11 protein-coding genes are annotated in these 12,116 nt (G+C 37.4%); 8 read left to right on the top strand and 3 right to left on the bottom strand.

Annotated elements, in window-relative coordinates; all coding sequences use genetic code 11:
* Positions 1-44 precede the first annotated feature (44 nt).
* From dgoD to CWD91_RS01665, 3 genes are read left to right on the top strand one after another with little or no spacing between them, the layout of a single operon-like run.
* Positions 45-1,205 carry a galactonate dehydratase gene (dgoD, locus tag CWD91_RS01675; RefSeq protein ID WP_103439208.1) on the top strand — a complete coding sequence of 387 codons (1,161 nt, stop codon included), beginning with the start codon at positions 45-47 and terminating at the stop codon, positions 1,203-1,205.
* Positions 1,206-1,246: 41 nt separating this feature from the next.
* Positions 1,247-2,569, top strand: coding sequence for a GntP family permease (locus CWD91_RS01670; protein WP_103439207.1), 1,323 nt, complete (start codon positions 1,247-1,249; stop codon positions 2,567-2,569).
* A 1-nt stretch (position 2,570) separates the two neighbouring features.
* Complete coding sequence (locus tag CWD91_RS01665; protein WP_239985607.1) at positions 2,571-3,605, top strand: SMP-30/gluconolactonase/LRE family protein; 1,035 nt, start codon at positions 2,571-2,573, stop codon at positions 3,603-3,605.
* A gap of 7 nt (positions 3,606-3,612) precedes the next feature.
* Here the strand turns inward: CWD91_RS01665 and CWD91_RS01660 are convergent, their stop codons facing one another.
* The gene (locus tag CWD91_RS01660; RefSeq protein WP_103439206.1) at positions 3,613-4,815 is read right to left on the bottom strand and encodes an SH3 domain-containing C40 family peptidase; all 1,203 of its coding nucleotides are present in this window, start codon (positions 4,813-4,815) and stop codon (positions 3,613-3,615) included.
* A gap of 134 nt (positions 4,816-4,949) precedes the next feature.
* Here CWD91_RS01660 and dcm point away from each other — a divergent pair, with 134 nt between their 5' ends.
* Positions 4,950-6,179 carry a DNA (cytosine-5-)-methyltransferase gene (dcm, locus tag CWD91_RS01655; protein ID WP_103439205.1) on the top strand — a complete coding sequence of 410 codons (1,230 nt, stop codon included), beginning with the start codon at positions 4,950-4,952 and terminating at the stop codon, positions 6,177-6,179.
* 153 nt (positions 6,180-6,332) lie between these two features.
* Positions 6,333-6,707, top strand: coding sequence for a hypothetical protein (locus tag CWD91_RS01650; RefSeq protein ID WP_103439204.1), 375 nt, complete (start codon positions 6,333-6,335; stop codon positions 6,705-6,707).
* 95 nt (positions 6,708-6,802) lie between these two features.
* Here the strand turns inward: CWD91_RS01650 and CWD91_RS01645 are convergent, their stop codons facing one another.
* The gene (locus CWD91_RS01645) at positions 6,803-7,243 is read right to left on the bottom strand and encodes a GNAT family N-acetyltransferase (RefSeq protein WP_103439203.1); all 441 of its coding nucleotides are present in this window, start codon (positions 7,241-7,243) and stop codon (positions 6,803-6,805) included.
* Positions 7,244-7,273: 30 nt separating this feature from the next.
* Complete coding sequence (rpiB, locus tag CWD91_RS01640; protein ID WP_103439202.1) at positions 7,274-7,705, bottom strand: ribose 5-phosphate isomerase B; 432 nt, start codon at positions 7,703-7,705, stop codon at positions 7,274-7,276.
* Positions 7,706-8,360: 655 nt separating this feature from the next.
* On the opposite strand from rpiB, the gene rnr reads away from it, so the two are divergent.
* The 3 genes from rnr to CWD91_RS01625 all read left to right on the top strand — a co-directional run bounded on the left by rnr (position 8,361) and on the right by CWD91_RS01625 (position 12,069).
* Positions 8,361-10,550 (top strand): ribonuclease R, encoded by a 2,190-nt coding sequence (gene rnr, locus CWD91_RS01635; RefSeq protein ID WP_103439201.1) that lies wholly within the window; start codon positions 8,361-8,363, stop codon positions 10,548-10,550.
* A 156-nt stretch (positions 10,551-10,706) separates the two neighbouring features.
* Positions 10,707-11,390 carry a head GIN domain-containing protein gene (locus CWD91_RS01630; RefSeq protein WP_192877634.1) on the top strand — a complete coding sequence of 228 codons (684 nt, stop codon included), beginning with the start codon at positions 10,707-10,709 and terminating at the stop codon, positions 11,388-11,390.
* 13 nt (positions 11,391-11,403) lie between these two features.
* Positions 11,404-12,069 (top strand): LysE family translocator, encoded by a 666-nt coding sequence (locus tag CWD91_RS01625; RefSeq protein WP_103439200.1) that lies wholly within the window; start codon positions 11,404-11,406, stop codon positions 12,067-12,069.
* The last annotated feature ends 47 nt before the right edge of the window (positions 12,070-12,116 follow it).

Raw genomic sequence — 12,116 nt, 5'->3', positions numbered from 1 at the left:
TTTTAGAACACCCTACAAGGGATAAAAGAAATTGTAAAAGCATTATGAAGGAACAACTTATTATTGAAAAAATTGAACTTTTTAAAGTCCCGCCAAGATGGCTTTTTGTTAAGGTAACCACAAGAGAAGGGATTATTGGCTGGGGCGAACCGGTGGTGGAAGGTAAAGCGGATACAGTAGCCGCCTGCGTAATGGAACTGCAACAATACCTCATCGGAAGGTCGGCATCAAATATTGAAGACATATGGCAAGTCCTCTATAGGGGAGGGTTTTACCGTGGTGGCCCTATTCTAATGAGTGCTCTTTCCGGTATAGACCAAGCCCTTTGGGATATAAAGGGCAAGTTTCTAGGAGTTCCCGTTTACGATTTATTGGGAGGGGCGGTGCGACATAAAATGAAAATGTACTGCTGGATAGGTGGAGACCATCCCGAAGTGTTATTGGAACAGGCACATGAAAAGGTAAAGACCGGGTTCCAGGCTGTAAAAATGAACGCCACTGGGGGAATGGACTGGATTTCCACCTTAAAGGATGTTAAACAGGTTGCCAACAACATTAAATTATTAAGGGAGGAATTTGGAACCGATTTGGACATAGGATTGGATTTTCATGGCCGTGTACACAAAGGCATGGTAAAGCGACTTATAGATGAGCTGGCCCCATATGAACCCATGTTTATTGAAGAACCTGTCCTAAGCGAAAATAACGATGCCTTAAAACATATTTACCCTTACACCAGTATCCCTATTGCCACAGGAGAGCGTATGTTTTCCCGTTGGGATTTTAAGAAAATTCTGGAAGAAGGTGTTGTGGACATTATTCAGCCCGACCTTAGTCACGCTGGAGGCATTTCAGAGGTAAGGAGAATAGCAACTATGGCCGAAGCCTATGATGTAGCTTTGGCTCCCCATTGTCCATTAGGGCCTATATCATTGGCTTCTGCATTACATGTGGATTTTGTCTCCGCCAATGCCTTTATTCAGGAAAACAGTATAGGAATCCATTACAATCAGGGCTTTGATCTATTGGACTATGTATTGAACCCAGAGATATTCGATATCAAGGATGGATATATTGAATTGTTTCAAAAACCAGGACTAGGCGTTGAAATGAATGAAGAAAAAATAAGGGAAGGTCAAAAAATAGGTCATAATTGGGCCAACCCGATATGGCGTGGCCAAGATGGAAACTTTACCGAATGGTAAGAATATATAATTGACTAACACCAATAAACAACCAAAAAACCATGACTTACCTTATTGCTTTAGTACTATCCCTTGCCTTATTGATCATTGGCATCATCAAATTTAAAGTACATCCCTTTTTTGTGCTCCTTTTCTCGGCCATCGCTTACGGGTTTATGACAGGAATGGATATTGAAGCCATAATCAATTCCATCAATAACGGATTTGGTGATATAATGGGCAAAATAGGACTCATTATATTGTTCGGAGTTACCATTGGTAAAGTCTTGGAAAAATCGGGCGGAGCATTTGTCATAGCCTCTAAAATTTTAAAGGTTATTGGGGCCAAATCCATTCATTTGGCCATGCTGCTTACTGGGTATATCCTTTCAATTCCTGTATTTGCAGATAGTGCCCTGCTCATCATGAACCCCTTGAACAAAGTCCTTTCCCATAAGGCCGGGGTTTCATTTGCGGGTACCACCGCGGCCCTGGCATTGGGTTTAACCGCTTCGCATACCATGGTGCCACCTACCCCCGGACCTATTGCCGCTGCTGGTATTTTGGGGGCGGATTTGGGCAGTGTTATGATTTGGGGCTTGCTGATCAGCAGTATTTCCTTAATTGCCTGTTATTTCTTTGCTACCAAGTTAGCATCCAGAATTCATGTTCCTATAATCCTCGAGGCCGTAACTACCAAACAGGAACAACCGGCCCTTTGGAAATCCCTATTGGCCATTGTAATTCCGATATTGCTAATCATCTTTAAGTCGGTCATGGATTATCCGGAATTCACTTTTCAACCTTCAATATTTAAAACAATTATATCATTCCTAGGTACTCCTGTGATTGCTCTTTTGGTAGGAGTGTTATTGTCTTTGGTATTGCCTAAGAAGTTGGATGAAAAGATTTTCTCCTCCACAGGCTGGTTTGGAGAATCATTGAGGGAGGCCGCTCCCATTATTTTTATTACCGGTGCCGGTGGTATTTTTGGAAAGATGTTGCAAAATTCAGGCATTGCCGATACCATTACCTCAGAATTTACCGGTATGGAGTTAGGTTTGTTCCTGCCTTTTCTGTTGGCCGCCTGTCTTAAGACTACCCAGGGATCCTCAACTGTGGCCTTGGTAACCACCGCCTCCATAATAGCCCCTTTAATGCCCGCATTGGGCCTTGACGAGCCTTTTATGGCTACCATGACCGTTTTGGCAATAGGTGCCGGAGCTTCAGTGGTATCACATGTAAATGACAGTTTCTTTTGGGTCCTTACCCAACTTACAGGAATGAATGTAAAACAAGGCTATCAGATTCAATCTGCCGGAACTTTTGTATTAGGTGTCACTGCCATGACCGTTATCACTATAATCGTTAAAATAATGACCTAAAATGAAAATGAATAAGACAACATGTGCTATCATAGGCTCAGTACTCCTATTGGGGTCTTGCAAAGAAGTGAGTAAAAAATCAATGCCCGCTGAAGATATTTCTTCATCATTTTCAATAGAAATACTTGACGACCAAGCGCTGCAAATCATTGACCCAAAATCGAAAATTGAGGTACTTGCCAGCGGCTTTGCCTGGACCGAAGGACCACTTTGGATTAAAGAGGGCAACTATTTGTTGTTTTCGGACATCCCAAATAATAAGGTCTATAAGCTAGACCCCATTAACAATGATACAGTTACCTACCTGCATCCCTCAGGATTTTCGGGAACCAGCTTCACGGGGGAAGAACCGGGCTCCAATGGTTTAATGCTTAATAAGGACGGTGATTTAGTGCTTATGCAACACGGTAACCGTCAGGTGGCCAAAATGAATGCACCCATAAAATCGCCCAAGTCTGACTTTACTGCCTTGGTTTCTACTTATTTGGGCAAAAAATTGAATAGTCCAAATGACGGAACATTTGATAATAAGGGCAACCTTTATTTTACCGATCCCCCTTATGGCTTACCAAAAAGAATGAATGATCCAGCCAAAGAGTTAAAATTTCAAGGAATTTATTGCCTGCTGTCGTCGGGGGAATTAATGTTATTGGACTCCCTTTCCCGACCTAACGGAATTGGAATATCTGGCGATGGCAACACACTATATGTTGCAAATTCTGACGAGGAACATGCTGCTTGGTACCAATATAACATTATAGCACCAGGAAAAGTAAGCGATAAAAAACTTTTCCATGACGTAACCCATCTTATAGGAGAAATAGGGGAACAGGGATTGCCGGACGGGTTAAAAATAAATAGTAGGGGATTCATATTTGCTACTGGCCCGGGCGGTATTTGGGTCTTTGATCCCATGGGGAAAGCTTTGGCAAGAATCCACACGGGACAGGCCACCGCAAATTGCGCTTTTGATGCGGACGAAAAAAGACTCTACATAACAGCCGATGACTATATTTTGGCGGTAAACTTAAAATAATCTGGGCTTAGTCCTTAAAAACAGGGGTTTTGGACAGCTCAATTAATCCGTCTTTGGATTCCTCCAGATAACGATTGGTACGCAAATATCTATTTAAATTATACTCGTCATAATTAGGGGCATTTTTGTCCATACTGCTAATATGCACCCTTCCGGCGGAGTGGATAAATTCATTGTTCCCTATCCACATACCCACATGGATTACACGTTCCTTGGTCTTATCTGTTGCCGGTTTGCCAAAAAACAATAAATCGCCGGGAACCAACTTATCAAAATCCCTCTCAGTATCCACCTGTTTACCGGTGTGTATTTGTTGCGAGGCATCCCTAGGTAAAACAATACCGTTTAAAAAATATATTGTTTTTGTGAATCCACTACAGTCTACTCCTTTGGTAGAAGTACCTCCCCATAAATACGGTACACCCATTAAGGTTTTGGAAGTTTGCACCAAAGATTCCTGATTGGGGTCCAAATCGGCCAACCAAGTATCATAGTCCATAGCTTCAATTTTAGAAATATAAGCTTTTCTGCCGTCTGGATAAGCAACAAAATAAAACTCCCCTTCTTCCCCAATACGCTCCAATACGCCTCCAGCCACCATATCCGAAACCACTTGTGTATCCTTTTCCGGCTCTGAATAGGAATGTCCTATTGTGTTGGTGTAAATAACCTTTGGGGTGGATTTCCAGGCTGTATACCTCTCACTGGAAAGTGCCTCTATTCCTCCCCCGTCTACCCATGACAAATATTTATCCGGGGTTTGAATCAAATACCAGGCATCCTCCTCCTTCAATATCTTTACGGGTGTTCCCAAAGTGGCCTGGGTCACCAATTCTGACGAATGTGCTGGCTTAGCCCGTAAATTGGCCACGGATATGGTGATTAATCCTTGGGTAGGCCCCTCTAAATTGGTTGCAGGCAATAATTGAATACTATCTATGAAGTTTATTTTATTATCTATAAGCTTTTCTTTAAATGTAGCAACAGCCTCTGGCAGATTGGACTCCCCCTTCAATATGTTTTCATTTCCACTTTTAACAATTTCAACCTTAAAAAGGGCCACCCTTTTGTCCGGAGCAAATTCCTGTTTAATATCTTCCAACAAGGTATTAATAACAAGCTCTCCTTGGTCAACTTTGGGCTCACAGGAAAGGAATAATAAAACTCCTGAAATCAATAGAAAAAATATTCCCCTTTGGCAGCGATTCATGTACATTATTTTAGGGTTGTGAAACTAAAATTATTTCGGAATCTGGAAAATTATAAAAATTTAAGGATTGTGGGGTACTACAATTCCTAAAATTAAATTTATGACTTATTTTTTGTCTAATTTTAGACACTGGAATGACGAAAAAATTAAAAACCATAGAATTATTTGCCGGGGTTGGTGGCTTTAGATTGGGATTGGAAAGAACCAAAAACTTCGATATAATTTGGTCCAATCAATGGGAGCCCTCTACCAAAATCCAACACGCCTCTTTGGTATATGAACATAACTTTGGTAAGGAGAACCACTCCAATAAAGATATTTCCGAGGTTCCTGTCACAGAAATCCCAGATCACGACATTTTGGTAGGCGGATTTCCCTGCCAGGACTATTCCGTGGCCACCTCACTAAAGAATTCCAAAGGTCTAATTGGAAAAAAAGGGGTGCTATGGTGGAGTATACATAATATTTTGAAGGAGAAAAAAAACAAACCAAAATACCTTTTTTTAGAAAATGTAGATCGATTATTAAAATCACCCTCAAACCAAAGAGGCAGGGACTTCGCTGTAATGTTGAAAAGTTTGGACGAGTTGGGCTATGCCGTAGAGTGGCGCGTAATAAATGCCGCAGATTATGGAATGCCACAACGCAGACGAAGGGTGTTTATTTTAGCTTATCATAAATCTACAGCAATTTACAAATCCCTTAAATCATTAGATCCATTGGCATGGCTTATTAAAAATGGAACTATTGCCCAATCCTTCGCTATTAATGGATTATCCTCTCAAGTAACAAATTTAAACTTGGAAGGCGATTTGGTTGCTATTTCCAATAATTTCAATTTGGAAGGGAAGTTATCCCCTTTTCAAAACACTGGAATCTGTATGGATGGAACTATAACCACCACAAGGACAACTGCCAATTACAAAGGACCAAAAACAACTCTTGGTGATATTCTTCATAATGGAGAAATAACCGATGACTTTATAATTGCTCCCGAGGATATAACCAAATGGGAGTATCTAAAAGGTGCAAAAAAAGAATTACGCCAGGCTAAAAATGGATTTCAATACCAATATGGTGAAGGGAAAATGTTGTTTCCAGATAATCTTGACAATGCTTCCAGAACCATAATTACTGGTGAAGGAGGAAGAAGTCCCTCACGATTTAAACATGTAGTCCAAACCCGTAAGGGATTAAGAAGGTTGACCCCAGTGGAACTGGAACGATTAAATATGTTTCCGGACAATCACACCAAGTTGCAGGGAATAAGTGATGCCAAACGCGCTTTTTTTATGGGAAATGCACTTGTTGTAGGAGTTGTGGAGCAAATTGGAGAAACCCTCTTCACTAAAATTAACATGTAAACCACAGCAATTTAATAATTGTTCCAAACTACAATTGTAGTATTCCTTTTCCTATAATTTGTCTCAAACCACCTTTTTGTTAAACTCTACTTAAATAACTGTTAATCAGCGTATTTATTTGCTTTTTGTCGATTTTTTGCGTAAATTACGACTATGATAAAAATTGAAAAGTCAGCAAACCAGGAGTTCATTAAGAAGTCCATTACCCATTTGGAAGCGCACGGTTTTGAAAAAATCAAGGCGGATTTAGAAGGTTATGATTGTCCAAAATCCTATTTAAAAAAAGGAAGTGACACCAAAATTACCCCGGATATTGTGGCTTTAAAAAATGGTAAAAAGTATTATTTTGAAATCAGTTTGAAATCTGATCGACCCCTATTGCTAAAATCCAAATGGTTGTTTTTGGATACGCTAAGCAGAATGAATTCCAATCGCTTTAAAATTATAACCACAAAAGGACACTATAAATTTACGGACAGTATGTTGGAGGATATAAATTTGAGCGACAAAACACCCATTAAAATTTAATTTGACATAGCTAGACTATATTTCATAAGAGCTGAAATTTCAGCTCTTTTTTATGGACTGAATCGAAATAAGGTAAGAAAGAGGATTAAATGAAACTACTCCTTTAACATTGCAAGATGGGGTATGCCGTCCTCCAAATATTCCTCACCAATTTTCTTAAAACCAAGCGAAGAATAGAATTTGGTTAAATATTTTTGAGCAGAAATATGTATAGGAGTAGGCCCAAAATTTTGTTCTATAACAGCAATTGAAGCTTGCATAATTTGCAGTCCAAACCCAAACTGACGTTCAGATTTTCTTACAACTACCCTACCTATACTTGCTTCTTTAAAATAGTCACCAGCCTTAAAAACTCGGGTATAAGCTACAACTTTTCTATTTTTATACCCTATTACATGAAGGGCATGTTCATCTTTTCCGTCCAGATCCTGGTATACACAGTCCTGTTCCAATACAAATACTTCACTTCGTAACTGTAAAATATCATATAGTTCCTGTACCCCAAGTTCATGAAACTTTTTTATTTCTAACTTCATTAATAAGTACAATATTATAATGCCAATTCTTTACTTACAGGGTATCTTCTCTATTCTTCTTTCATGACGACCACCTTCAAAGGAGGTATTCAAAAATGTTTTAACCATTTCCAACGCCTGTGGCAAGGAAATAAATCTGGCAGGCAAGCTTAATATATTTGCATCGTTATGTTCTTTGGCCAACTGTACAATCTCGGTGGTCCAACATAATGCCGCCCTAATTTTCTGATGTTTGTTCGCCGTCATGGAAACTCCGTTGCCACTTCCACATATTATAATTCCCAAATCTACATTTCCTTGCTCCACTTCATTGGCCACAGGATGTACAAAATCGGCATAATCAACACTATCAGTACCATCGGTACCATGGTTTACTACTTCAACACCCATAGATTTTAGTAACCCAATTATTGCAAGCTTATACTCTGTTCCAGCATGATCATTACCAATTGCTATTTTCATTGTTTTAGGTTAGTTATTAATGAATAAAGTAAAATAATAATTTTATTAAATACGTACTCCTATACACACAAATGTACAAATACCTATGGTTTCACCACAGAAACCAGGTTATTAACAACATAAATTATAATAATAAAGAAAACCGTTGTTATTTAGTCGTTTAGTAACAATGGCTTATTGTTAACAAACTACTTATAAAAAGTAAATATTAAATTTTTATTATCCGCTTTAATTTTGCTTTACAAAATGTTATCCTAAATGAATAATTTACTTCTTAGAATCTAATAGAAAGATATTAAATAATTAATCGAAGTAATTAACATTCCCATTACATTAACTTTTCAATAATTTTATGTTGATATAGGTTGTCAACAAATATTAATAACCCATTTAAGTCATTGATTTATAATAATTACTTACTGTATAAATTGTCAATAAACTTATTTAATGGTTCAAAGCAAATTAATCACTGCTTTTTTATATCCACTATAAACAGACCATTATAATCACCATTTTATTTTAAATTTAAGAAAAAAGAAAACATATATATATAATAGATGTTGATAACAATATTAATTAAAGAAGATGGAAACTTAAAATGGGAATTTAAAGACAATGGATTATAATTCGTAATTTTCCAAAAATAAAAGTGTTAATGTCAAAGAATAATAAAAGAAACAAAAATCAAAGGAAAAACGAAATAACCCGAGGGATATTCACAGTTCTGGAAAAGGAGCCGGAAAAATCTTTTAACTATAAGCAAATTGCTGCTAAAATTGGGGTTGTAGATGCCAATGATAGGAACACTCTTATTAAAAGATTGGTAGAATTAAAGGAAAAGAAGCGAATTTTGGAAGAGGATAGGGGTGCTTATAAGGCTATAGCCTCAAATAAGACTTACCATACTGGAACGGTAGATATAACAGGTAGGGGAAATGCCTATATTGTTGTTGAAGGTTTGGATGATGATGTTTTTGTTCCGTTCAATAAATTAAAAAAGGCTTTCCACAAGGATGAAGTAGAGGTTTATATTTTTCCTAGAAGAAAAGGAAAAAAATTGGAAGGGGAAATTACTAAGGTAATATCCAGAAATAAGAACGCTTTTGTTGGTATAGTAGATATGCAAAAGGATTTTGCATTTGTACGTCCTACGGACTATAGAATGTACACCGATATTTTTATACCAAAAAATAAAATTTCCACGGCTCAAGATGGGGATAAGGTAATTGCAGAAATAAGTGAATGGCCAGATAATGCAGATTCCCCCTTTGGTACTATAACCCAAGTATTGGGGAAACCAGGGGAGCACAATACAGAAATACATTCCATTTTAGCACAATACGGACTGCCCTACGAGTTTCCTACAGAGGTGGAAATGTACGCAGACACTTTGGATACCAGTATTAAAGCGGAAGAGATAGCGAAGAGAAGAGATCTTAGGGATACTCTTACCTTTACTATTGATCCCAAGGATGCCAAGGATTTTGATGATGCCCTTTCTTTTAAGAAATTGGAAAATGGCAATTATGAGATAGGTATTCACATAGCCGATGTTTCCCATTACTTGGAAACAGATACTATTTTGGATGACGAAGCCTATAATAGGGCAACATCTGTTTATTTAGTGGATAGGGTGGTTCCCATGTTACCGGAGGTATTATCCAATAATGCATGTTCCCTACGTCCTAATGAGGAAAAATATACCTTTTCCGCCATTTTTGAAATTGATGACAAAGCCGTTATTAAAAATGAGTGGTTTGGACGTACTGTAATAAATTCTGATGAACGATTTGCCTATGAAGAAGCCCAGCATATTATAGAGACTGGTAATGGGAATATTCCGGAGGAATTATCCATTAGGGACAAAGCATATACCGTTAGTGATGAGGTAGTTAATGCCACCTTGAACATGGACCGACTTGCTAAAATAATGCGTGATCAACGGATGCGCGAAGGGGCTATTTCATTTGATAAAATAGAAGTACGTTTTAACCTTAATGATAAAATGGAACCGGAAGGTGTTTATTTTAAGGAATCCAAGGATGCCAATAAACTAATTGAGGAATTTATGTTATTGGCGAATAGAAAAGTGGCCCGTTTTATAGGGAAACAAAAACCTGTTAAAACCTTTGTTTATAGGGTCCATGATGAACCTAATGAAGATAAATTAATGGCTCTTAATGGTATTATTTCCCGTTTTGGACATCAGTTAAACTTTAAGGATAAAAAATCTATAAGTAATTCCCTAAATCAACTTTTGGAGGACGTAAAGGGTAAAAAGGAGCAGAACTTGGTCGATACCCTGGCGATACGTAGCATGAGCAAGGCCATTTATACAGTGGACAATATTGGCCATTATGGGTTGGCTTTTGATTATTACACTCATTTTACCTCACCTATTAGAAGGTATCCTGATGTGATGGTACACCGATTGTTACAACATTATTTGGACGGTGGTGATAGCCCTAAGGCTGAGTCTTACGAAGAAAAATGCAAGCATTCCTCTGATATGGAAAGTCTGGCAGCTAATGCTGAACGGGATTCCATTAAATATATGCAGATAAAATTTATGGAAGATCATCAGGACCAGGAGTTTGTAGGTGTAATTTCAGGGGTTACAGAATGGGGCCTATATGTTGAGATTATTGAGAATAAGTGTGAAGGAATGGTCAGGATTAGGGATATAAAGGATGATTATTATACCTTTGATGAAAAGGAATACGCCATTGTTGGTGAAAAAACCAAGAAATCCTATCAATTGGGAGATGAGGTTGTAGTAATGGTTAAGAGTACAGATTTAATTAAGCGCCATTTGGATTTTTCCTTATTGGGAAAAAACGACTAAATTTTTGTTTTGGAATGGAATTTGTTTAACTAATTGAGTTAGCTCGATAAAGTTGGAAGAATTATTGCCAGTACATAAATATGTGTTACGGAATTTGTCCGGAAAAAATGTTTTTGGGTTGATGAATATTGACCTAAAAACTATAGCCCTATGATAATGGATCAAAAATTAATAGTGATGCTTTTGTTTGTGATTGCGACACATTCGTTATGGTCGCAAAACGAAAAGGTAACTCAGAATTTACAGCCCTTCAAAGAAGTGAAGGCTTTTGATGGTTTATCCGTTAATCTTATAAAATCAGATGTTAACAAAGCTGTAATTACTGGTGCCAATACTAGTAATGTTGCCATTGTTAACAATGATGGTATACTGAAGATTCGTATGGAAGTTAATAAGCTATTTAGCGGCTATAGAACTTTTGTAGATTTGCATTATACAGAAAAACTTATTGTTATTGATACTAATGAAGATGCTAGAATTTCATCTAAAGATCCTATAAAGCAAGATATTTTGGAACTTAAGGCACAGGAAGGTGGAGAATTGATTATTAGTGCCCAGGTAGATCAAATGCTTATAAAAAGTGTCACAGGGGGTATTATTTCTGCATCCGGTGCATCCAACATTCAAGATGTACAGATAAATACGGGAGGTATATATAAAGGAAAGGATTTCAAAACTAAATTCAGTACCATTAATGTAAATGCGGGTTCTAGGGCAGAGGTATATGCAACAGATTATGTTAAGGCTGCCGTAAAGGCGGGTGGAGAGGTAATGGTATATGGTAATCCTACAAAAATGGAAGAAAAAACGGTTTTTGGTGGTAAAATTACCAGAATGTAAGTAAAGGAACTTTATGATTGAGGACATACAGGCGGCAATTCCATTGGGCTTTTTATTAAGCTTTATGATTGGACCTGTTTTTTTTGTTCTTCTGGAAACCAGTGCCATTAAAGGATTTAGAGCGGCCTTATGTTTTGATATAGGTGTGATTGTTGCCGATATTATTTTTATATCCTTAGCATATTTTAGTAGTTTTCAACTATTGGAAAACCTCAGTAATCATCCTGGATTATATGTTTTTGGAGGTACCATCTTATTGGTTTACGGACTTACCAATGTTTTTAAGAGGGAATCCCATAAACAGGAAACTAAAATTAGGATTACCAAGGGCGACTACCTTAGTTTGTGTGTTAAAGGTTTCCTATTGAATTTTATCAACATTGGGGTATTGGTATTTTGGCTAGGTATTATTATTGTAGTAGGGCCTAGTTTGGATAATGATTCAAATAGAATAATACTTTTCTTTTCGGCTATGATCGGGGCTTATTTTGTTACCGATATATTTAAAATATTATTGGCTAAGCAATTGAGAAGAAAACTGACCAAAAGGCGAATTCTATTGGTTAAAAAAGGACTTGGTATTATCCTTGTTATTTGTGGCTTGGTTTTAATAGTAAAGGGCTTTCTTCCTAAAGATCAATTGAATATTGAAAAAGGGATAGAGCTTATTAGGGAGTAGCCCGTTGTTTTTTCATACCTATATTTAGGAATATAAACACTGTTTAA

The organism is Arenibacter hampyeongensis (assembly GCF_002909255.1).
Lineage (GTDB): Bacteria > Bacteroidota > Bacteroidia > Flavobacteriales > Flavobacteriaceae > Arenibacter > Arenibacter hampyeongensis.
This window is presented reverse-complemented; position numbering and strand designations above follow the sequence as displayed.

Coding starts and splice junctions, on each gene's coding strand:
- dgoD (WP_103439208.1), top strand. CDS start 45: ATGAAGGAACAACTTATTATTGAAAAAATTGAACTTTTTAAAGTCCCG.
- CWD91_RS01670 (WP_103439207.1), top strand. CDS start 1,247: ATGACTTACCTTATTGCTTTAGTACTATCCCTTGCCTTATTGATCATT.
- CWD91_RS01665 (WP_239985607.1), top strand. CDS start 2,571: ATGAAAATGAATAAGACAACATGTGCTATCATAGGCTCAGTACTCCTA.
- CWD91_RS01660 (WP_103439206.1), bottom strand. CDS start 4,815: ATGAATCGCTGCCAAAGGGGAATATTTTTTCTATTGATTTCAGGAGTT.
- dcm (WP_103439205.1), top strand. CDS start 4,950: ATGACGAAAAAATTAAAAACCATAGAATTATTTGCCGGGGTTGGTGGC.
- CWD91_RS01650 (WP_103439204.1), top strand. CDS start 6,333: ATGATAAAAATTGAAAAGTCAGCAAACCAGGAGTTCATTAAGAAGTCC.
- CWD91_RS01645 (WP_103439203.1), bottom strand. CDS start 7,243: ATGAAGTTAGAAATAAAAAAGTTTCATGAACTTGGGGTACAGGAACTA.
- rpiB (WP_103439202.1), bottom strand. CDS start 7,705: ATGAAAATAGCAATTGGTAATGATCATGCTGGAACAGAGTATAAGCTT.
- rnr (WP_103439201.1), top strand. CDS start 8,361: ATGTCAAAGAATAATAAAAGAAACAAAAATCAAAGGAAAAACGAAATA.
- CWD91_RS01630 (WP_192877634.1), top strand. CDS start 10,707: ATGGATCAAAAATTAATAGTGATGCTTTTGTTTGTGATTGCGACACAT.
- CWD91_RS01625 (WP_103439200.1), top strand. CDS start 11,404: ATGATTGAGGACATACAGGCGGCAATTCCATTGGGCTTTTTATTAAGC.